This is a genomic window from Acinetobacter sp. LUNF3 (assembly GCF_022699605.1).
Classification (GTDB): domain Bacteria; phylum Pseudomonadota; class Gammaproteobacteria; order Pseudomonadales; family Moraxellaceae; genus Acinetobacter; species Acinetobacter johnsonii.
The window spans coordinates 1,283,827-1,305,799 of the sequence record NZ_CP093968.1 but is presented as its reverse complement, the minus strand read 5'-3'; the positions used below and the strand labels follow the sequence as shown (position 1 = coordinate 1,305,799).

Here is a 21,973-nt window from a genome sequence, read left to right as displayed (position 1 = left end):
ATGGCGAAAGGTATTGCGATTAAGTACACCGAAGAAATGCTGATGTTTTTACGTCAGCATGAGGAAACGCCACGTACTGAACTAACTTGTAAATTTAATGAAAAGTTTGGCTACAAGCTTTCAGTAGATAGCATCAAGGCCAAATGTCTGCGCATGGGATTAAAAACAGGTCGAACAGGATGCTTTTCACCTGGTCAAAAATCTTGGAATAAAGGTTTAAAGGGTTATATGGGTGCGAACTCAACATCCTTCAAAAAAGGAAATACACCTCTTAATCACAGGTCTGTCGGTTATGAACGAATCACTGTTGATGGTTATATTGAAGTAAAGGTTGCTGAACCAAATGTTTTTGAATCAAAGCACCGCTGGATTTGGGAGCAGCACCACGGAAAAATACCAAACAACCATGTTCTTGTTTTTAAAAATATGAACAAGCAAGACTGTCGACTTGAAAATCTGATGTTGATTAGCCGTGCTGAGCTTGTTCGTTTAAATCAATCTTATCGAAAACTTGCCACACCAGAAACAAACGAAACCTGTGTCTTGATGGCGAAGATCAAAAATAAAACGCATAACTTGAAGGTGGCGTGATGGAAGTGCATGAAAAGCGAAAACTTTTAGAAGCGATTGATATTTAGATAAAGCGCCCGGCTCAAGCTGATGAAACAACATTGGGTAATGCAATTGGTTATTTCACTAAATTGGTTGAATCAACAACAGGCGGTCAATTGACGATTGTGCCAGTTGTTAAATGAATATTTCGAGCAATTATTTGCGCAATTTAAACAATAAATCAGGGTTTTGCGCAGATGTTTGCTCAATGGAGAGAATAATGAGTAATCCAGAAAAAATTGAAATCGCAAGCTTAAAAACGATTCATAAGCTCTGTAATTTTGGTGCAGATCACAATATGGAAGGCTGTACATTTACTGAAATCGTAGAGCGGATGTTTAGCAAAATCGAGCAAATGAAAACTCAGGTAAATACCCTTGATGAGATGCTTTTAAATCAAGGTGAAGCGCTGGCTCAAGCCAAAGCTCAAGCGGTGCCTGAAGGGTTTGTTTTGGTGCCAGTTAAAGAAATTAAAACTTGGTATTTGGATGATAGTGAAGGCATTTACCGCGAAGACCCTGAATGGCTTTGCGATATACCAGTTGGTGAAGTAGTAGAAGTTGAACATCGAGTTTCATATGAACTGGATCAAGACCCTGTTTTTGCTGCAATCCAATGGGATGAAGAAAATAGTGATGTCGGATATTACGAAACATTCAAATCAAAGGTTGAGGCTGAAAAAGTAGCAGCACACTGCAAAGCAATGGTCGAAGCACAGGAGCAAACCCATGACTAACCTCCAACTTATCGCCCAAGAGCTTGCCGAAGAATTCGCACCACTAGTTATAGGTCAATCAGGCACAACCAAAACATTCACGGCGGAGCAAGCCTCTGCCCTTTATCACATCCTTGTAAGTTTTGGATATAAGGATGAATGCAAGGGATTGGACACCAAATTGCCATTTGAGTTAATTGATATTAAGAAGGAGGTATTATGAATAAGTTTGAAGGAATGACTATTAAAGAGGCGCTTTGTTCACGCCCAGTACTAAAAACTCCTGACTTAGAGGAAATATTTGGTAGGTCATCACGAACTCTAAACCGTTGGCAGAATGGCGAGCTTTATGAAAACCCAATGCCTAAGCCGTTTTCTGAATGCAGAGGCGCAGGAAATAACTATGATTCAGGCAAACTACTGGGTTGGTATGAGTCGTGGCCACTACAAAAAAAAGCGCTAGTTATCTAGCGCTTCATTCTTCCAAATTGATTCCAGCCTATCCACCCACTTCTCGTAGGCTTCTTTCTGCTCTGATAAATAATCATGCTTATCGTATGTACCCCATATCTTTGGAAGTGCATGCCCCAACATGATCTCACATACGTGAGGCTGTGCAATCGTTGACATATTGGTACGCATAGTTCTACGAAGATCGTGTACAGACCAGTGCTCCAGATCAACACCTTTATGCCTCTTAAGCCATTGGAAAATGTTGTTTGGCATTGTGAGATGGGATGTCTCACCTAGCGGCCTTGTAGTCCCATCAATTGTGAACAAGTACTCAGAACCTTGGCTGAATTCCATTGCTTCAAGCAAGTAGGGTTTAATATTTTCCGTAATTGGTCTTAAAATCGGCTTTTTACTTTTCTTCCCTGTTTTGTGATTTTCAGGAGGAACAGTCCATATCATCTCTTTTAAATCAAAATGAGATTTTTTAGCAAGCTTAAGCTCACCCACGCGGCAGCCGTAGATAATCAAGAGTGTTAGAAACAGCTTATTTTTATAAGTCATCTTGGTTCGCTTTAGGGCATACCAAGTTAAATAGATTTCCTTGTCACTCAGCGCTCGTTCTTTTACGCCTTTTTCAATACGCAGGTCATGTTTGGCTGAAATATTCATAAGGTGATTGACTGAGATTAAGCCGCGCTTTTGCCCCCACTTGAGACACTGGTTTGCATTAATCAAAAGGCGGGCTGAAATGGAAGGTGATTTCTTTGCTACATCCTCCAGTAGTGAAAGCCACTGATATGCGCTTATATCATCACTATTCTGTTTTCCAATATTTGGAAGCACGTATATCTCAAAAGAGCGCTTTATCTCATTATGACTAGATTTATTGGGTACACAGAATTTCTCATACCATTCATAAAACAAAGTCTCTAGTGTGTATGCATCTCTAATACTCACCTTCTCTTTCAATCTTACCTGTTTTGGATCAAGCCCTTTTTCAAGTTCTGCTCTAAGCCGATCTGATTCTACGCGTGCATTTTTTAATGATAAGTTCGGATATGAACCAAGATCTAGTCGGTGCTGCTTGCCGTTATACCTGTAGCGTAGTTGAAAGACGATTTTACCTTTTGGAGTAATACGAACGCTCATAGCATCGCGATCGGCGAACTCTTCTATTTTTTCTCTGTCTTTACCAAGTTGAGCTTTTAGCCAAGCTTCTGAAATCGCCATATATCACCATGTACACACTAGATCCGCCAAACTTGTGCCATATTGCTAAATATGTACACGGTTGTGTACATATTTAGGTTGGCTCATAGTTTCCATTAGTGTTTCATTGTGTCTTATAGTGACGCATAAAAAAAGCCTAATTAAAGGCTTTTATTGTGTTTCGTGGCTTAATGCGTCTAGTTGTGTCTTATAGCTTCTTAATGTCAGTCATAAATGTGAGCAATAATACTGAAATTACGGATATTTTTAATATCAACAGATTTTTTAGCTTGCGCCATGGGCTACCTTGAACAAAATGAAGCGTTATGCAGACAAATTTCGATGCACAACAAAAGCCGAATAGAAATTGCGAAGGATTATAACAGATGGTTTTTTTAAAGTATCCATATTAATACGCTTCCTTTTCACAACTCTGACGCTTTTTTACATGTTTTCGCTTTTCACTGGGCTTTTTGAATAATCCATTGAAAAATCTAAGGCATTCACATCTTTTGCAAGCGGTTGGTAAGCTTGGGTAAAACTAGGTGACATACGTTTCGCGCGTCCTGTTTCAATCTCTACGCAAGCCCACTTGGTTTGTGCAACAAATAAAATGCTATTGTCTTTGGGTCTATAAAACACATATTGGCGCGATGAATATAATGCGTTTATATCGTCAAACCATGTGCGTAAGAGTATTTCATCCTCTTTAAATGCAGCTTTTCGGTACTGTACATGATGCTCAACCGCAACCATGGCATGTTTTAACTCGATATATTCTTTTAAGCCTAAACCCAGTGCATCAATATGTGCTGTTGCAACATCCTGCATCCAATGCATATAAACCACGTTATTCACATGGCCTAACTGGTCGATATGTTCTGCTTGTACCTGAAGTCTTAAGTCAAAAATACTACTCATAAACACTCTATTTAATCTAAATATCCTTATGAAGATGGCAGTGTACGCAAATAACAGACATCATCAAATTGCAAAAAATAAAAAACCACTCCGAAGAGTGGTTTTTTTTCGCTTATTGGATGCGCATCCCTAAAATGGCTGGTGTGCCTTGTCGGATGATTCCAACGCGGGCAACCTGACCTTTTTTCAATTCAGATGCCGCTTGGACAAAATCATTGGTGTCTTTTACGACTTTATTATTAATGTGAGTGACCACATCACCAGCCGCCATACCTGACTGTGCTGCTGCACCGCCACGTTTCACTTCTTGAATTAATACACCACCTTTCACATTGAGCTGTGATAATTCAGCAGGTGCTAAATTTCGGATAGCAATGCCTAAAACAGGCCCTTTACTTTGTGTAACTACATCTGATTTTGCTGGTGTATCATCTGGTGCAGTAGTTAATGTTGCCGATATATTACGCTTTTTATCATCACGCAGTACTTCAAGCTGTACCGTTTGATTTGGCATAGTACGATTTAAATAGTTCAATAACTCAGAGGTACGTGAAATCGGCGTTCCATTGAATTTTAAAATAATATCGCCTGCTTTTAGTCCCGCTTTCTGCGCAGGTGAATTCGGCTGAACATTGGTAATCAATGAACCTTCAGGTTTTGGCAAATTATAAGACTCTGCCAAATTACGGTCTAAATCTTGTAGATTAAAGCCTAAATAAGAACGGGTCACTTTGCCGGTTTTCTTAAGTTGGTCAGCAATATCCATTGCGACATCAATTGGAATTGAGAAAGACAGCCCCATATAACCGCCCGTACCACTGAAGATACGCGAGTTCACCCCAACCACTTCACCCTGTTGGTTGAATAACGGACCGCCTGAGTTTCCTGGGTTGAGAGCTACATCGGTTTGAATGAAGGGTACCGATGTCTCCCCCATCATATTGCGCATTTTCGCACTCACGATTCCTGCCGAAGCCGAGTAATCAAAACCAAACGGTGAACCGATCGCAAGCACAGGTTCACCTACACGCAATTGATCAACATTGCCAGCACGGAGTGATGGAAAATTCGTACCATTCACCTTAAGCAGGGCCACATCCGTTCGTTCATCACTACCTACTACAGTTGCATCCAGTTCACGACGGTCATTAAACATAATCGTGACTTTCGATGCATCTTCTACGACGTGGTGGTTTGTCAGTAAATACCCATCTTTACTAATAAAAAATGCGCTGCCATAAGCCGTTTTTTCTTGCGGCGCTTGCTGCTGCGGAATAATGACTTGATTACCAAAAAAACGCTTCAAAATCTCAGGTATTTGCTGCTGCAGTAACTCTTCTTGAGTCATCTTTTTAACCACATTGACGCTCACTACCGCAGGGCTAACTTGCTCAACTAAGTTTGAGAAATCAACAGGTGCTGCTTGTGTTTGCACCGCAGCCATTGTGCATGCAACAGCAAAAAAACCAGTGTGTATCGCGCGACTTTTCATATCAAGTATTGACCTATATGTTTGTTATCAATTTATGTATTAGCGTTTTTAGCATAATCTTTGTCGGTCTTGGGTAATAATATGTTCTATTATGTTTGTATAAACAAGAGCTTAAAATTTGCTTAAAAAATACGTTCTTTATTTATATTTCCCATCAATTGTAGAGATTTTACCCTTGCCTTTTCGTGAAAAAAGCGCTGTCATTAGCGAACTTTTTCCAAATTAGCTGATGGACATGTCTAATTTAAACACAACACATCATTTTGATGTGATTATTGTGGGAAGTGGCGGTGCAGGCCTGAGCTTGGCCTTATCGTTGCCTCAACATTTCAATATTGCTGTTCTTGCAAAATCAAACCTGACCGATGCAAGTACCTTCTATGCACAAGGTGGCGTTGCCGCTGTTTTAGATGAAACGGATTCCATCGAACAGCACATTGATGACACCATGATTGCGGGCGCTCACTTGTGTGAGACCGAAGCCGTAAAGCAAACCGTTGAAGGCGGTAAACCTTCTGTTGATTTTCTACTGAAACACGGCGTGCAGTTTACCCTTGATGATCAAGAACAATTGCATCTAACACGTGAAGGTGGACATTCTCAACGCCGTATTATTCATGCCGCAGATGCTACAGGTCGTGCCATTTCAACCACCTTAGTTGAGCGTGCGATTGAAAAAGACAACATCACCATTTTTGAAAACTATATAGCCATTGATTTAATCACCTCTCAAAAACTGGGCTTAGAAGAACAAAATCGTGCATTAGGACTCTATGCACTTGATGAAAAGACTGAAAAGGTACACACCTTTTTAGCGCCTTTCACCGCGCTGGCTTGCGGCGGTGCCATGAAAGCCTATCTGTATACCTCAAACCCAGACATTGCAACGGGCGATGGTATTGCCATGGCGTTTCGTGCGGGTTGCCGCGTGGCCAATATGGAATTTAACCAATTCCACCCAACCTGTTTATACCACCCGCAAGCACGCTCTTTCCTCATTACTGAAGCAATGCGTGGTGAAGGTGCTTATTTACGTTTACCCGATGGCGAACGCTTTATGTTGCGCTTTGATGAACGCGCAGAACTTGCCCCACGTGACATTGTGGCGCGAGCTATTGACTATGAAATCAAACGCTTAGGAATTCGTCACGTATGGCTCGACATTAGCCATAAGCCCGAAAGTTTCATTAAAGAACATTTTCCGACCTTGTATGCACGCTTACTCGAACTCGGCATCGACATTACCAAGGAAATGATTCCTGTTGTTCCTGCTGCGCACTATACCTGTGGCGGTGTGGTGGTTGATGAACATAGTCAAACTGACATTACTGGTCTCTATGCAATTGGGGAAACCTCATATACTGGCTTGCATGGCGCCAACCGTATGGCCAGTAACTCACTGTTAGAGTGTTTTGTGTATGGCATGAGTGCAGCAGAACACATCGAAAAAAGTTTTGATTCAAATTACCAATCCCCAACTGCTCCGTCTTGGGATGACTCACAAGTGATGAATCCTGATGAAGATGTGGTGATTTTACAAAACTGGGATGAACTCCGTCAAACCATGTGGAACTACGTCGGCATTGTGCGTACCACGAAACGTCTTGAACGTGCGCTACACCGCATTGAAATGTTGAAGCGAGAAATTACCGAGTATTACCAAGATTACCAAGTCAGCAAAAATCTGATTGAACTGCGTAATTTGGTTTTAGTCTCTGAAATGATTGTGCGGTGTGCTATGGAGCGTAAAGAATCGCGCGGTCTACACTACACTTTAGATTACCCTGAACTGTCGAATGAACTGCGTAAAACCGTACTCACCCCTCTAAATTTTAAAGTTGAAACCCCTTTAGTGAATAACTAATTTAAAAAAAGCCTGATTCGTCAGGCTTTTTTTATTCAATCACTATTTTAGGATTTAGGTGGAATAGAATAAGTTCCCACCACATGTGCAATGGGTTCATCCTTACCCTCTGAATACAACCACACTTCCCCAACCACCAATGCTTTGCCAACTTTCATTAACTTACATTCACCGCGGATATTTTTTGAAGCTGCAGGTTTACTTAGAAAGTTGATCGATAAACTGGTGGTCACGGTTAAACCGACCAGCCCAATTTCTCCTAAAATGGCGATATACAATGCATAGTCTGCAAGAGTCATCATGGTTGGGCCTGATACAGTTCCACCCGGTCGCAAATCGCGCTCATCTACCTGATATACAACTGTTGCTGCGCGCTCAGTGACAGACTCGATACGACATTTTTCTAAACTTTGCGGAAATTCCTTTTCTAAAAAAGCCACAATCTCAGTTAAATTACTTTTCATTTTCCCTTCAACATACAGTCCTTTGTCACTGACTATAAAAGAAAAATGTATTTCACTACAGTCTGAAATAAGATTTCAGGCTTATTTTTAGTTTAAATATTGCAATGCTTGTGTAAAAACCTGCTCTGGTGACTGTGTTGCATCCAAGCGTTTGACCCGCTCAGGATACTGCTCCCATAAATGCTGATAACCTACTCTGACTTTTTCAAAGAAAGTGACTTTTTCTTGTTCAAAACGGTCTAAAGCCCCCCGTTCCCGTGCACGAGACATGCCTGTCTCAATCGGGGCATCAAGCCAAAATGTAATATCAGGCATATGGCTGACAAAGTTCTCATTCAGTAGTTGCAGCTTCGACTGGCTTAAACCACGTCCTGCACATTGGTAAGCAAAGCTGGCATCGCTAAAACGGTCACACAATACGGTTTTATATTCCGTTAAAGCAGGCACGATCACTTGTTGTAAATGCTGTGCACGAGCCGCGTACATCAGCAGCAGTTCAGTATCATTCGACATCGACTCTTCATGATTGACTGACAATAATAGCGAGCGAATTTGCTCAGCCATCGGTGTACCACCTGGCTCACGCGTTAACACAACCTGCTGACCCTGTTGTTCTAGATGCTCATAAATTTTGCGAATCAGTGTGGTTTTACCGACACCTTCTGTGCCCTCAAAACTAATAAACATCTATTCATCCTTCTTGGTTTTTAAAACGCTGAGATATTCTTGTACAGCTTGATTATGCTGCTCCAAAGTCTCACTAAATGTGTGCCCACCATTGCCCGTTGCGACAAAGTAGATGTTTTTACTGTTGTCTGGATGCATGGTGGCTTCAATGGCTTTTTTACTTGGTAAAGCAATTGGCGTAGGAGGTAAACCATTGATGGTATAAGTATTATAGGCTGTTGGAGTACGCAAGTCTTGGCGGGTAATATTGCCTGTATATTTATCGCCCATGCCATAAATCACGGTCGGGTCCGTTTGCAAACGCATGCCGAGTTGAAGACGACGCGCAAACACACCTGAAACTTGCTCCAGTTCGCGGTCAACATTGGTTTCTTTTTCAATGATAGAGGCCATGATCAAGGCTTCGTATTTATCTTTATACGGCAAATTTGCCGCACGGTTTGCCCAAGCTTCATCTAAAGCTTTCATTTGGCGTTTGTATAAATCCGTTAAGATTTTTTTGTCTGACTCCCCTTTGGCGAAGAAGTAAGTATCGGGGGCAAAAAGCCCTTCAGCATGCGTATAAGGAATATCTAAGGCTTTTAAAAGCTGATCCATGGGTAAATTGGAAACTTCCTTTTTAACCAACGCATCCTTTTTCAACGCCTCGATCAACTGTTTAAAGGTCGTCCCCTCAATCACCAATATACGATTCATCTCGGCATTATCGACATTGGAAATCATATCCAAAACTTGGCGAATACTCATACCTTCACGCACTTCATAAACACCGGCTTTCAAGGTGTCATGAATAAATATTTTTTGGTAAAGCTTTAAAATAATAGGAAAACTAGCCATGTCTTCTTTGGCTAAGCGGTCAATAAAACCGGAATAGGTATCGCCAGAGTTAATTGCCAATAACTGCTTTTTACCTTCGACAGGATAGGATTTAAATAAACTCGACCACAGTACAATCATCAATAAAACAATGATGCTCACAGCAATCAATAACAATCCTTTCATTTTTCGTTTGGGTGGTTGCGTTTTCTTTTTCGATTTGGTTTTGGCTGCGGACATACTACTGCATCTGATTAAGTTGAAGACGATGGAACAAATCTATACACGGCTGAACATCTAAATGCTGATGATTCAAACTTTTGGCTATTTTCATAGGACTCAAGGCATTACAGAAAAATAAACTTTGAAAGCGTGGAATTTCTTCCATATCAATCATTCTCAGCTCACAGCTCATTCCTTGTTGCTGCATCCGTGCCAATATTTCGGCACGCATGACACCATGCACGCCATTATAACGAAGTTCGGGACTAATCCATCGATCATTTAGCAGAATGAAACAATTACTGCTCACACCTTCAACGACAAAACCTTGCACATCTGTGACCAACGCTTCCAACCACCCGTGTTGTTCTGCTTCATGCTTGAGTAAGACTTGCTCTAAACGGTTTAAGCTTTTCACACCCACCATTTGCGGCATACTTAACCCCATCGCATGTTGCAGTATCCCTGAATCAATTTCGCTGTATGTCAAAACCTCTGATGCTTGCGGATAGAAAAACACCCAAACGTCAGCAGAATGTGTTGGCAAACTATAACCGCGCTGCCCTTCACCCCGACTAATAATAATTTTCAGAGTGCCGTTTAAGTGGGCATAGGCTTGTTTTAATTGTACGATGCTGTGCTGAATAAAGGCTAAATCTGCTGACAACAAGAGTCTTTCACAGGCCAATTTCAAGCGTGCTATGTGTAGAGGCTCTAGTTCGATCACACCCTCACGGATACGCGCTGTACTAAAACAACCATCTCCATAGTGAAATGCACGATCGAATAATTCTATTTGTTTGATTTCTTGTGCATTTTTATAGCAATGCATGCCAATCTACCCTGAAACAATTTTCTGCTTTAGTTTAATGAATTCTAAGCAGAACTCTTTTTCTTTTTTATTCATATAAAATTCATTTTTTATTATTTTTTTAGCAATAAGACTCACAGTATTCTTGCGTCATGTTTAAAAACGTTTAAAATTTGAGGTCTCACATGAGCTTATCTAAGTTAAAAATTGGGGTACTAGCAGCGCTAGTTTCAGTCACTTCTTTTGGTGTTGCAGCAAAAGATTTCCTTAACGTGTCGTATGATCCAACACGCGAACTGTATGAAGATGTCAACAAACAGTTTGGCGCTTATTGGAAACAACGCACAGGACAAGACATTAACTTCAAACAGTCTCACGGCGGCTCGGGTAAACAAGCTCGTTCGGTCATTGATGGTTTAGGTGCAGATGTTGTAACACTTGCTCTTGCAGCAGATATCGATGTGATTGCTGAAAAAGCAAAACTTTTACCGACAAACTGGCAAAAGAAATTACCCAATAACTCGACACCATATACTTCAACTATCGTGTTCCTCGTCCGTAAAGGTAACCCACAAGGCATTAAAGACTGGGGTGACCTCGTGAAGCCGGGTGTTGGCATTATTACACCAAATCCAAAAACCTCAGGTGGTGCACGCTGGAACTACTTAGCAGCTTGGGCTTGGGCGAAACATCAACCTGCCGGTAACGATGCCAAAGCACAAGAATTTGTACGTAAAATTTATAAAAATACCAAAGTTTTAGATTCAGGTGCACGTGGCGCAACCACAACTTTTGCTGAACGCGGTATCGGTGATGTTCTCTTAGCATGGGAAAACGAAGCACATTTAGCGATTCGTGAACAACCGGGTAAGTTTGAAATCGTGACGCCTTCGCTATCTATTTTGGCAGAACCACCCGTTGCCATTGTTGAAAAGAATGCGGAAAAAGACGGCAATCTAAATCTGGCGAAAGCATATCTCAACTACTTATATTCACCTGCTGGACAGGAAATTGCGGCGAAAAACTTCTATCGCCCACGTAATGCAAGCGTGTTGAAAAAATACGCAACCACATTCAAACCGTTGAAGTTGGTGACCATTGATAAAGAATTTGGCGGTTGGACCAAGGTACAAAAACAGCACTTTGAAAATGGTGGCGTATTTGACCAAATTGTGAAAGCCAATACGACGAAATAAAACCGAGTCCAGTAAATAGCTGTAAGGGAGCATCGACATGATTCATACTGTAATTGTACCTGGCGTGGGTGGAAGTGAACATGACCACTGGCAATCGTGGTTACAACGTCAGCTCAAGTCATGCTCTCGTGTCCAGCAGCAGGATTGGAATAAACCCGTACTCCATGAGTGGATTGAACAATTTATCAAAACGGTTCAATCCATTCAGGAACCGATTCAAATTGTGGCGCATAGCTTTGGCTGTTTAACGACAGTCGCTGCTCTAGCACAGCATCCTGAACTAAATCAAAAAATCAAAAATTTAGTTTTGGTTGCGCCGGCCAACCCTGCTCGCTTTGGTGATGCTGGTTTTGCTCGTGAGAGCCAAAACGACTATCAACAGTATTTCCACCAAGTCAAGCTACAAGTTCCTACCCAAATGATCATCAGTGAAAATGATCCTTGGCTTAATTTTCAAGATGCGCTGCAACTGGCAAAAGCATGGAAAATTAGGCCTAAGAACTTGGGGCAAGTCGGACATATTAATGTTGCGTCAGGTTTTGGGCCATTCCCTGAAATATATGATTTTTTGATTTCAGAAAGTGTGCTAAAAAACATTAGTTTTTACAATGAAAGCAAGTATTTATTTAAATTTGCAATTTAAACACTGTAAATGATACTTGTGCCGAAATTCAGTTTTATTTGAGCTGACTCTTTTTAGGTCAGCTTTCTCTCTTTGAGGAGTAATCATGTCGCAGCGATCCCGAGTGCTGCCAGGATTTGGTCTTTCTCTAGGCTTTACCCTAGCATATTTGTCATTAATCGTTCTTATTCCATTGTCCGCTGTTTTCATTAAATCTTTAGGCATTGGTTGGGATGGTTTATGGGAAATTTTAAGTTCAGAACGTATTTTAAAATCGTTGCAGCTCAGTTTTAGTACAGCCCTGATCGCCGCGTTTATTAATGTGGTTTTTGGTCTCCTTCTGGCATGGTGTTTAGTTCGTTACCGTTTTCCGGGTAAACGCATTGTAGATGCTTTGGTCGACTTGCCGTTTGCCTTACCCACCGCGGTTGCAGGTATTGCACTCACCTCGCTTTATGCGCCTACAGGTTGGATCGGTCAGTATCTTGAGCCTTTAGGGATTCAAGTGGCCTACACCCCAATTGGTATTACATTGGCACTGATTTTTATTGGTATTCCTTTTGTAGTGCGGACTGTGCAACCTGTTCTTAGTGACTTGGAAACAGAGTTAGAAGAAGCAGCATCAGCATTAGGTGCCAACCGTCTACAGATTGTGACCAAAGTGATTTTACCGATTTTATTTCCAGCACTCATCACCGGTTTTGCACTTGCCTTTGCTCGTGGCGTCGGTGAATACGGTTCAGTGATCTTTATTGCCGGGAACCAACCGTTTAAAACAGAAATTGCACCACTCATGATTATTTCGCGCTTAGAAGAATATGACTATGCAGGTGCAACCACGATTGCAGTCGTCATGTTGGTGCTGTCTTTTGCCATTTTATTCCTGATTAACTTGTTACAAGCATGGGCAAGCCGTCGTACAGGGAGAACAGCACGATGAATATCAACAGTAATGCACTGGCTGAAAAGCTACAATCGCGTGATGCAACACGTGAGCCAACTTGGGTTCGCTACACCCTGATTACGATTGCTCTGCTGTTCTTTTTAAGCTGTTTGATCTTACCGCTGATTTTGGTGTTCGTTGAGGCATTTAAACAAGGGGTCGGTGTATACGCACAAGCCTTGGTTCATCCAGACACGCTCTCCGCAGTCAAACTCACTTTATTAACCGCGGTGATTGCAGTCCCACTAAATGTGGTATTTGGTGTTGCAGCAGCTTGGTGTGTGGCCAAATTTAACTTCCGTGGTAAATCCATCTTAACGACGATTATTGATATGCCTTTTTCAGTATCACCTGTTATCGCGGGTTTAATGCTGGTGCTGATTTTTGGTACGCAAGGTTGGTTCGGTAGTTGGCTTATGGATAATGACATCAAAATTCTGTATGCCGTTCCTGCGATTGTATTAGCAACAATCTTTATCACCGTTCCTTTTGTTGCACGTGAACTTATTCCGCTTATGGAAGCTCAAGGAACTGAAGAAGAAGAAGCGGCTATTGTGCTCGGTGCATCAGGCTGGCAAACCTTCTGGAAAGTAACCCTACCCAACATTAAATGGGGTTTAATTTACGGCGTCATCCTGTGTAATGCACGTGCAATGGGTGAATTTGGTGCGGTATCGGTCGTTTCAGGTCATATTCGTGGTGAAACCAATACCTTACCTCTGCATGTCGAAATTCTCTATAACGAATATACCTTTAGTGCGGCTTTTGCTGTGTCTTCACTCTTGGCGCTTTTAGCGATTGTGACCCTTGTGTTAAAAACATGGGTTGAGATTCGCCAAGAAAAGCAAAACAAACCTAATGATTCAACAGTTTAAAGGAATGACCTCATGAGTATTCAAGTTAAAAATATTGAAAAACACTTTGGTGCATTCCATGCGCTGAACAACATTTCTCTCGATTTCCCTGATGGTCAATTGGTTGCATTACTTGGGCCGTCAGGCTGTGGTAAAACCACCTTACTTCGTATTATTGCAGGACTTGAGTCCGCAGATGGCGGTCAAGTTATCTTAGAAGGTGAAGATGCAACCAATGTACACGTACGTGAACGCGAAGTTGGTTTTGTATTTCAGCACTATGCCTTGTTTCGCCATATGACCGTATTTGACAATATTGCCTTTGGTCTCCGCGTTCGCCCACGTGCAACACGCCCATCTGAAGCTGAAATTAAAAAACGTGTCACGCGGTTACTGGACTTAGTCCAATTGGGGTTCTTGGCAGACCGTTACCCAGCACAACTCTCAGGCGGCCAGCGTCAACGTATTGCACTGGCACGTGCTTTAGCAGTTGAACCACGCGTACTGTTACTGGATGAACCTTTTGGTGCTTTGGATGCAAAAGTACGTAAAGAGCTCCGTCGTTGGTTACGTACTTTGCATGATGAACTTCATATCACCTCTATCTTTGTAACGCATGACCAAGAAGAAGCTTTAGAAGTCGCAGATCAAATCATTGTGATGAATAAAGGGAATGTCGAGCAAATTGGATCACCCCGCGAGGTTTATGAAAAGCCTGCAACGCCGTTTGTGTTTGACTTCCTAGGTCAAGCAAACCGTTTCGAAGGTCAAAATAACGCAGGGACGATCCAAATTGGTGAAGACCGTATTCAATTAGACTCTTTACGCAATGCACCTTCGGGTGACGTGATTGCTTTTGCTCGTCCAGATGAATTAAGGATCCATGCACAGCCGCAAGACAATGCCATCCAAGCAACGTTCGTTCGAGAATTATGGATCGCGGGCAAAGTGGTTGCAGAACTCCATGATCGCCAAGGCAAACTGATTGAAATCTCCCTGACTTCTGAAGAAGCAAAATTACACCAATTTAGACCTAATCAAACGGTATGGTTAAGCCCATCAAACTTGCATTTATTTGCAAAACCTGCGGCTTAAGACCACTTGAATGGGGCATGTTGAATGCCTCATTCATCATAAAAGAGATCCAAAACTATGAACTTTCAACAACTCAGAATTATTCGAGAAACGGTGAGACAAAACTTCAACCTCACCGAAGCCTCTGCTGCACTATATACCTCTCAGTCAGGCGTCAGTAAGCACATCAAAGACCTAGAAGATGAATTAGGCGTACAGCTTTTTATTCGTAAAGGGAAACGCTTACTAGGTTTAACTGAACCTGGCCAAGCACTATTGGGCATTGTTGAACGCATGTTGGTCGACGCAGACAATATTAAACGTCTTGCAGATGATTTTAACCGTGTCGATGAAGGCACTTTGACGATTGCAACTACACATACTCAAGCGCGTTATGTGCTACCGCCGATTGTCAATCAATTCAAAAAAGAGTTTCCAAAGGTTCATCTTATTTTGCAACAAGCCAGTCCTGTTGAAATTACCGAAATGCTTCTGCAAGGTGAAGCTGATATTGGTATTGCAACTGAATCACTGACCACAGAAGATAATCTGGCTAGCGTGCCGTTCTATAATTGGCAGCACAGTATTATTACCCCACAAAATCATCCACTGGCAAACAAACAAAATATTAGTATTGCAGACTTGGCGGAATATCCACTGATTACCTATCACGGCGGTTTCACAGGCCGTTCAAAAATTGACAAAGCTTTTGAAGATGCAGGTGTGGATGTTGACATCGTAATGTCTGCTTTAGATGCCGATGTCATCAAAACCTATGTTGAATTAGGCATGGGTGTAGGTGTGGTGAACAATGTAGCATACGATGCAGAACGTGATTACCGCCTAAAACAAATCCAGACCGATATTTTTGGGCTTAACACCACATGGATTGCGGTTCGCAAAGGACATTTACTGCGTGGTTATGGCTATGAGTTTATTTCTTTATGCGCACCGAATGCCGATATTAAAGCTTTAAAACGTATCGCCTATCCTGAAGAATAAAACAGCAACACATAAGAGAGCCTAGGCTCTCTTTTTGTTCTCTGGCAAAATTCTTGCTGATCTAAATGCCTAGAAATAATCAAAATAATGATTTTAATTCATCAGAAACGTGAATAAAATATAATCAACAATAAAAAACGTAATTTGATTTTAAACACAATTCTATAATTTAGACCAAGGACGTAACATGAAATTTCAAATTTTTGTCGGATTGCTTTATGTCCTGCCGCTAAATTATACCTCTGCTGCAGCTTTAGAGCGTAGCGGTCAATCGGTACATGCATTATTTGAAAAAGGTAATTATGCGGAAGTCGCTTTGCTCCAAGTGGATACCAATATTTCAGGTCAGGTACAGCATCAACAAAATATTGCCGAATTAGGCGTTCAAGATTTTTCAACAGGCAATTTAGTCAATAATCAACACTTCATCCAAGCTGCATTAAAATTACAACCACATCCACAAATTTCTGTGGCGTTATTATTTGACCAACCTTATTTTGTTGATGTGGATTATCACTATAGTCCTATTCTTTCAGGTGAACCCTTACCTATAGAAAATGCAGATATTGAGTTTGACTCAAGAAATATTACAGCACTCATTGGCTATCAACCAACACAACATTGGAACCTCTTTACAGGTCTAAGTTACCAGTCATTTTCAGGTGATCTGAAAATTGGTAAACAAGTTGACTATACCTTTTTTGATTATCATATAAATTTCCCCAAAGACCATGCATGGGGTTGGTTGGCAGGTGTCAGCTACCAAATTCCTGAATATGCATTTAATACAGCAATTACTTATCGCTCTAAAATCAAGCACAGTACCAATGCAAGCGAAAGTATTTGGGAAATTCCTTTAGAGATTACACCACAACAAGCAACAGAAATTAAAACACCTGAATCGGTAAATTTATATTTTCACACAGGTTTACCTGCGCAAAATTTTCTGTACGGATCATTGCGATGGGTCAATTGGCAAGATTTTAAAATTCAACCCACTCAGTTTGCTGCAATTCTGCAATCTGAAGGACTAGGTAATCAGTTCAACCTGATTGATTACCAAAAGAATCAATGGTCGACCCGTTTGGGGGTTGCCCATCAATGGTCATCCAAATGGATCACTGCGGTGGAAGGATTGTGGGATTCTGGTGCAGGTAATCCTGCCTCAAGCTTAAATCCCGTAGACGGCTATGTTGGTGTGGGTACGGGCGCGGTTTATCACTTCACCCCCAAAACGTTTATGATTGCGGGTCTGCATTATTTGCACTTTACTAAGCCAGACACGGTACAGCCGCAGTCATTCATCACGCAAATCTCAAGTTTTTCTTCACTCAAACAACGTGAGGCTTGGGTTTATCACTTGAAATTAGCACACCGCTTTTAAAACACAAAAAACGAGCCGAAGCTCGTTTTTGGTTTAGCTCAAGCTAATAGATATTACCAGTGGTAGCTCACACCTAGTTTCGCAACTGGCATCCATTCGTATTTGTCATCATTGGCAATTTTTCGCTCTTCACCACGGATAGCATCACTTAATCGATCGCCATTACCGTTGACTTGGTCTGTACCACTCACTTGTTGCAGTGAAACAGTAGGATTACCAGTATAGTATGCACCTACTTCACCAAATACACCGAAGTTCTTGTTGATTTTTGGAGCAAAACCAAAACCTACATATGGTGCAAATTGGTTATCGTATTTTTGCTCACCTTTTATCTGAACATCTGATGTAGCATTAAAGTCAGTATTATTCACAGAGAAATTACGACCCTGAGAAATACGACGCTCTAAACCATATTCATTATCTACGTAGCCTACACCAGCAGCGACATAAACGCCTTGAGCCCATTTACTTGGACTTGCACCCCATGGACGAATTTCAGCGTTCAAATAGGTCAAGTTATTGTCCATGTCTAAGTCATACTTTGAGCCATTGACTGATAAATCATCCGACCAAGAAATATCACCACCGTTATAACCCAGCGCTAAGCCCACATACGGGTTTGCAGTCCAAAGTAAGGCACCGCCATAACCTGTTGTACCGACTTCAGCACGAACACCAGTAGGAATTAATTTATTTTGGTCAAAAGCATAACCATCTTTTACGACTGCATCATCAGCAAAAGCTGTACCTGCGACTGCTGACATTGCTGCTGCGATTGCAACTAAACGTAATGATTTCATGTTTTTTCTCCTCCAAGCAAAGATATTTTTACATCAATTACCATTTTTTGATGAGGTCATCTTAGAACAGTCTCGGACTGTTTTTTATTCTAGATTTGGGTTGTTTTTGTTATTTTTTGATACATTTTATACTTTCTTGTTGTTGTAAATCGCAATTCTTTACTTAATTCCTCTACTCGAACAGCACTAAAAGTCGTATTTCCAATCATTCATTATTATTTCCGATCCTATGCTGTTTTTTCATCTATTCTCTGCACAATTTAGTGTAAAATCAGGAAAATTTTTTTCTGGAAGGAAGATCATGTCTCAGCTTTCAACAATTATTGAACAAGCGTTTGAAGACCGTGCGAATTTTACAGCAGCGGACTGTCCTGCTGAAGTTCGTGCAGCAGTTGAAGAAGTCATTACTGGTTTAGATAACGGGACATTACGTGTTGCTGAAAAAATTGATGGTGAGTGGGTTGTTCATCAATGGGTGAAAAAAGCTGTACTTTTATCATTCAAACTAAATGACAACAAACCAATTGAGTCATGTGACCTTCAATTCTACGACAAAGTAGATACCAAATTTACAGGTTGGACTGAAGAACAGTTTAAAGCGGCTGGCGTACGTGTTGTTCCTCCTGCGGTTGCCCGTAAAGGTTCTTTCCAAGCGAAAAACGTGGTGTTAATGCCTTCTTATGTGAACATTGGTGCATATGTTGACGAAGGCACCATGGTTGACACATGGGCAACTGTTGGTTCATGCGCTCAAATTGGTAAAAACGTTCACTTATCTGGTGGTGTAGGGATTGGTGGTGTTCTTGAACCACTTCAAGCAAACCCAACGATTATTGAAGACAACTGCTTCATCGGTGCACGTTCTGAAATCGTAGAAGGTGTGATCGTAGAAGAAGGTTCTGTAATTTCTATGGGCGTGTTCATTGGTCAATCAACTAAGATTTTTGACCGTGCAACTGGCGAAATTCACTATGGTCGTGTACCAGCAGGTTCTGTTGTAGTTGCAGGTAGCTTACCTTCTAAATGCGGTACTTACAGCCTGTATGCTGCAATCATCGTGAAAAAAGTAGATGCACAAACACGTTCTAAAACGAGCTTGAACGATTTACTACGCGACGAATAATTTTTCGTTGTCGTGCGGAACTAAAGTTCCTCATCTCTACGGTTAAGACTAGCCGTAGAGATTTTTGTTTTTCTAACCTGTGGTTTAATTTTGCTATGAATACGCTTCGATCTTCTGCTATCCCTGTTTCTGATCCTTCTGCGGGTCTACGTATCACGGAGATCTTTTATTCTTTGCAAGGGGAAGCCAACACCTCAGGGCTGCCAACAGTTTTTATTCGTTTAACGGGTTGTCCACTACGTTGTACTTACTGCGATACAACCTACTCCTTTGAAGGTGGCGAACGCCAATCTTTAGATCAGATTATTCAAACCACACTTGATTTTAAAACCCCTTATGTCTGCGTGACAGGTGGTGAACCTCTTGCACAGCCCAATGCGTTGCCTTTAATGCAACGTCTTGCTGACCTTGGCTGTGAAGTCTCTTTGGAAACCAGTGGTGCTTTAGATGTGTCTAAGGTTGATCCACGTGTTTCAAAAGTATTAGATTTGAAAACTCCAACTTCAGGTGAAGTTGCACGAAATTTGCTTTCGAATCTGGACCATTTAACCCAACACGACCAAATCAAGTTTGTAATTTGTAACCGTGAAGATTATGAATGGTCAAAACAGCAAGTTGAAGACTATAAACTCAATGAAAAAGTCAGCACAGTATGGTTCTCTCCTGCTTTTGCCGTTGAGAAAGGTGCTGCTCGTTTACCTCAACTTGCGCGTGACTTAGCGCAATGGATATTAGAAGACCATCTCCCTGTTTGCTTCCAACTTCAACTCCACAAGTTGCTTTGGAATGACGAAACTGGTCGCTAATACATTGCCTATTCATCTTTAATTTATATTTGGAGAAAGTTGTATGCGCCCTCGTGCCATAGTTTTGTTATCTGGCGGTTTAGACTCAACAACTTGTTTAGCATGGGCGCAAGCACAGTATGACTGTACAGCGCTCAGCTTTATGTATGGTCAACGCTCAACCACTGAACTCGATGCTGCACGCGAACTGACAAAAAAAGCAGGCGTAGAACATCGTGTCATTAATATCGATTTAGGTAATTTGGGCGGTTCTGCGTTAACAGACCATAGCATTGATGTTCCAGATCATGAACAAGTCGGTATTCCTGTAACTTATGTTCCAGCACGTAACACGATTTTCTTATCTTATGCCCTAGCAGCAGCAGAAGTTTTAGATGCCGAAGCCATTGTGATTGGTATTAATGCTGTTGATTATTCAGGGTATCCTGACTGTCGTCCTGAATTTATTGAGGCGTTTGCCAACATGGCTCGCCTTGCAACCAAGGTTGGCGTTGAAGGAAAACCTCTTAAATTTGAAACACCTCTGTTACATTTATCCAAAGCAAATATTATTCGCTTAGGTATAGAACATGGCGTAGACTATAGTCAAACGGTGTCTTGCTACCAAGCAGATGACCAAGGACGTGCTTGTGGGAAATGCGACAGCTGCCGTCTTCGTAAAGAAGGTTTTGCAGATGCTGGCGTAACAGACCCAACGCGTTATATACCGTAACGACAAGGTACAGTTTATGAAAAATTTAAAATCAAACATTTTGCTTTCTACATTGGTGTCTGCAGCTGCATTGTTCGCTACAGCTTCAAATGCTGCTGAATCGAACAAATTACAAGAAGCGTATAAAAGCAGCAATGTAAAATCGGCATTAATTAATGTTTGTAAAGAAGAAACTGCAAAAAGCAAAAAGCTTAGCGCAGCAGAAGTAAGCAAATACTGTACTTGTGCAGTTGAAGCTGATGGTAAGTTGACCAATGCACAAAAATGGGAAATCCAAAGTGCGATCAACCAAAAGAAAAGCCCATCTACTTTAGCTTTTGTACAAAAGCAAAATAAAGACTTGCAAACATGTTTCGGTCCACAGTTAACAGGTAAATTAAAATCTTTAACTGAAGAAGCAATGAAAGCTGCTCCGAAAAAATAATTCACTGAATGTGAATGAAGCCTGCTCTATGCAGGCTTTTTTATATGTTCAAAATAGATAGAACCTGAAAATATGCTCACCGAATGGAATACACGCGCCCAAAATCGCAAATTTGTTGCGTCATATAGTGGTGGAAAAGACAGCAGCCTTGCTTTATACCAAGCGATGCAAATAGGTGAACCTGTTGCATTAATCGTCATGTTAGAAGAGCAAGGTCTGAAATCACGCTCACACGGGATGTCACTCGATATTATTCATGCGCAGGCAAAAGCAATTGGGCTTCCCATCTACAGTGCCTCTGCAACGTGGCAAGACTATGAGAACCAGTTCATTCAACTGCTACAAAAAGCTCAAAGTTTAGGTGCAGAAACATTAGTCACAGGTGATATTGATTTAATGGCACATGCCGAATGGAATCAATCTGTGTGTGATAAAAGTGAGCTCAGTTTATGTATGCCACTGTGGCAACGTCCGCGTTTAGACATTGTGCATGAGTTTATTCGACTTGGATTTCAAAGCCTCATCGTTACTGTCAACTTAAACTTAGGCATGACAGTTGAAGACTTAGGTCAGGTGCTTAGCCTTGAATATGTCGATGAACTGGTTGCAAGAGGTATTGACCCTTGTGGTGAAGCAGGTGAATTCCACACTACGGTGACTGATGGCCCGATTTTCAAACATCCACTTTCGGTCATTAAAGGTGATATTCTGTATCACGAAAATTATGCCTTTTTACCACTTACATTAGAACAGCGTGACAATTAAGG

At 41.4% G+C, this 21,973-nt stretch carries 25 protein-coding genes; 17 read left to right on the top strand and 8 right to left on the bottom strand.

The window, feature by feature from the left end:
- The 4 genes from MN200_RS06340 (at position 1) to MN200_RS06325 (ending at position 1,798) form a co-directional block, all read left to right on the top strand.
- Positions 1 to 591, top strand: coding sequence for an HNH endonuclease signature motif containing protein (locus MN200_RS06340; RefSeq protein ID WP_242760347.1), 591 nt, complete (start codon positions 1 to 3; stop codon positions 589 to 591).
- A 241-nt stretch (positions 592 to 832) separates the two neighbouring features.
- On the top strand, positions 833 to 1,348 hold the full coding sequence (locus MN200_RS06335; protein WP_242760346.1) for a hypothetical protein: 516 nt from the start codon (positions 833 to 835) through the stop codon (positions 1,346 to 1,348).
- Complete coding sequence (locus MN200_RS06330) at positions 1,341 to 1,550, top strand: hypothetical protein (protein ID WP_058869360.1); 210 nt, start codon at positions 1,341 to 1,343, stop codon at positions 1,548 to 1,550. Before MN200_RS06335 ends, MN200_RS06330 begins: the two co-directional genes overlap by 8 nt.
- The gene (locus MN200_RS06325; RefSeq protein WP_004693796.1) at positions 1,547 to 1,798 is read left to right on the top strand and encodes a hypothetical protein; all 252 of its coding nucleotides are present in this window, start codon (positions 1,547 to 1,549) and stop codon (positions 1,796 to 1,798) included. Before MN200_RS06330 ends, MN200_RS06325 begins: the two co-directional genes overlap by 4 nt.
- Here MN200_RS06325 and MN200_RS06320 read toward each other — a convergent pair.
- From MN200_RS06320 to MN200_RS06310, 3 genes are all read right to left on the bottom strand, one after another.
- The gene (locus MN200_RS06320; protein WP_242760345.1) at positions 1,787 to 3,010 is read right to left on the bottom strand and encodes a site-specific integrase; all 1,224 of its coding nucleotides are present in this window, start codon (positions 3,008 to 3,010) and stop codon (positions 1,787 to 1,789) included. The genes MN200_RS06325 and MN200_RS06320 overlap by 12 nt on opposite strands.
- A gap of 423 nt (positions 3,011 to 3,433) precedes the next feature.
- A complete protein-coding gene (locus MN200_RS06315; RefSeq protein WP_058869358.1) occupies positions 3,434 to 3,910 on the bottom strand; it encodes a thioesterase family protein in 477 nt (158 codons plus the stop codon).
- A gap of 112 nt (positions 3,911 to 4,022) precedes the next feature.
- Complete coding sequence (locus MN200_RS06310) at positions 4,023 to 5,402, bottom strand: Do family serine endopeptidase (RefSeq protein ID WP_058869357.1); 1,380 nt, start codon at positions 5,400 to 5,402, stop codon at positions 4,023 to 4,025.
- A gap of 229 nt (positions 5,403 to 5,631) precedes the next feature.
- Between MN200_RS06310 and nadB the strand changes: the two genes are divergently transcribed.
- Positions 5,632 to 7,266: an L-aspartate oxidase gene (gene nadB, locus MN200_RS06305; protein WP_017397087.1), complete on the top strand. Its 1,635-nt coding sequence runs from the start codon at positions 5,632 to 5,634 to the stop codon at positions 7,264 to 7,266.
- Positions 7,267 to 7,313: 47 nt separating this feature from the next.
- Here the strand turns inward: nadB and MN200_RS06300 are convergent, their stop codons facing one another.
- The 4 genes from MN200_RS06300 to pabC form a co-directional block, all read right to left on the bottom strand.
- Complete coding sequence (locus MN200_RS06300; RefSeq protein WP_058869356.1) at positions 7,314 to 7,730, bottom strand: PaaI family thioesterase; 417 nt, start codon at positions 7,728 to 7,730, stop codon at positions 7,314 to 7,316.
- Between the two features lie 87 nt (positions 7,731 to 7,817).
- Positions 7,818 to 8,417, bottom strand: a complete 600-nt coding sequence (tmk, locus tag MN200_RS06295; RefSeq protein ID WP_058869355.1) for a dTMP kinase — start codon at positions 8,415 to 8,417, stop codon at positions 7,818 to 7,820.
- On the bottom strand, positions 8,418 to 9,473 hold the full coding sequence (gene mltG, locus MN200_RS06290) for an endolytic transglycosylase MltG (RefSeq protein WP_058869354.1): 1,056 nt from the start codon (positions 9,471 to 9,473) through the stop codon (positions 8,418 to 8,420).
- 1 nt (position 9,474) lies between these two features.
- Positions 9,475 to 10,287 (bottom strand): aminodeoxychorismate lyase, encoded by an 813-nt coding sequence (pabC, locus tag MN200_RS06285; RefSeq protein ID WP_058869353.1) that lies wholly within the window; start codon positions 10,285 to 10,287, stop codon positions 9,475 to 9,477.
- A 164-nt stretch (positions 10,288 to 10,451) separates the two neighbouring features.
- Between pabC and MN200_RS06280 the strand changes: the two genes are divergently transcribed.
- From MN200_RS06280 to MN200_RS06250, 7 genes are all read left to right on the top strand, one after another.
- Positions 10,452 to 11,462 (top strand): sulfate ABC transporter substrate-binding protein, encoded by a 1,011-nt coding sequence (locus tag MN200_RS06280; protein ID WP_058869352.1) that lies wholly within the window; start codon positions 10,452 to 10,454, stop codon positions 11,460 to 11,462.
- Between the two features lie 37 nt (positions 11,463 to 11,499).
- Entirely contained in the window at positions 11,500 to 12,105 is a 606-nt protein-coding gene (locus MN200_RS06275; protein WP_058869351.1) for an alpha/beta hydrolase, read from the top strand.
- Positions 12,106 to 12,190: 85 nt separating this feature from the next.
- Positions 12,191 to 13,024 (top strand): sulfate ABC transporter permease subunit CysT, encoded by an 834-nt coding sequence (cysT, locus tag MN200_RS06270; RefSeq protein ID WP_004693816.1) that lies wholly within the window; start codon positions 12,191 to 12,193, stop codon positions 13,022 to 13,024.
- Positions 13,021 to 13,902, top strand: a complete 882-nt coding sequence (gene cysW, locus MN200_RS06265) for a sulfate ABC transporter permease subunit CysW (RefSeq protein ID WP_058869350.1) — start codon at positions 13,021 to 13,023, stop codon at positions 13,900 to 13,902. Before cysT ends, cysW begins: the two co-directional genes overlap by 4 nt.
- Before the next feature lie 12 nt (positions 13,903 to 13,914).
- The gene (locus MN200_RS06260) at positions 13,915 to 14,976 is read left to right on the top strand and encodes a sulfate ABC transporter ATP-binding protein (protein WP_004693820.1); all 1,062 of its coding nucleotides are present in this window, start codon (positions 13,915 to 13,917) and stop codon (positions 14,974 to 14,976) included.
- 57 nt (positions 14,977 to 15,033) lie between these two features.
- Positions 15,034 to 15,957, top strand: a complete 924-nt coding sequence (locus MN200_RS06255) for a CysB family HTH-type transcriptional regulator (protein WP_242760343.1) — start codon at positions 15,034 to 15,036, stop codon at positions 15,955 to 15,957.
- A gap of 187 nt (positions 15,958 to 16,144) precedes the next feature.
- Positions 16,145 to 17,341: an outer membrane protein transport protein gene (locus MN200_RS06250; RefSeq protein WP_242760341.1), complete on the top strand. Its 1,197-nt coding sequence runs from the start codon at positions 16,145 to 16,147 to the stop codon at positions 17,339 to 17,341.
- A gap of 53 nt (positions 17,342 to 17,394) precedes the next feature.
- Here MN200_RS06250 and carO read toward each other — a convergent pair whose 3' ends face one another.
- Positions 17,395 to 18,141, bottom strand: a complete 747-nt coding sequence (gene carO, locus MN200_RS06245; RefSeq protein WP_242760339.1) for an ornithine uptake porin CarO — start codon at positions 18,139 to 18,141, stop codon at positions 17,395 to 17,397.
- Positions 18,142 to 18,442: 301 nt separating this feature from the next.
- On the opposite strand from carO, the gene dapD reads away from it, so the two are divergent.
- The 5 genes from dapD to MN200_RS06220 all read left to right on the top strand — a co-directional run bounded on the left by dapD (position 18,443) and on the right by MN200_RS06220 (position 21,971).
- Positions 18,443 to 19,264: a 2,3,4,5-tetrahydropyridine-2,6-dicarboxylate N-succinyltransferase gene (dapD, locus tag MN200_RS06240; protein ID WP_242760338.1), complete on the top strand. Its 822-nt coding sequence runs from the start codon at positions 18,443 to 18,445 to the stop codon at positions 19,262 to 19,264.
- Between the two features lie 95 nt (positions 19,265 to 19,359).
- Positions 19,360 to 20,070: a 7-carboxy-7-deazaguanine synthase QueE gene (queE, locus tag MN200_RS06235; RefSeq protein WP_005399705.1), complete on the top strand. Its 711-nt coding sequence runs from the start codon at positions 19,360 to 19,362 to the stop codon at positions 20,068 to 20,070.
- Positions 20,071 to 20,113: 43 nt separating this feature from the next.
- Positions 20,114 to 20,782, top strand: a complete 669-nt coding sequence (queC, locus tag MN200_RS06230; protein ID WP_004693831.1) for a 7-cyano-7-deazaguanine synthase QueC — start codon at positions 20,114 to 20,116, stop codon at positions 20,780 to 20,782.
- Positions 20,783 to 20,798: 16 nt separating this feature from the next.
- Complete coding sequence (locus tag MN200_RS06225; protein ID WP_004693833.1) at positions 20,799 to 21,206, top strand: hypothetical protein; 408 nt, start codon at positions 20,799 to 20,801, stop codon at positions 21,204 to 21,206.
- 72 nt (positions 21,207 to 21,278) lie between these two features.
- Positions 21,279 to 21,971, top strand: coding sequence for a diphthine--ammonia ligase (locus tag MN200_RS06220; protein WP_242760337.1), 693 nt, complete (start codon positions 21,279 to 21,281; stop codon positions 21,969 to 21,971).
- Positions 21,972 to 21,973 lie beyond the last annotated feature (2 nt).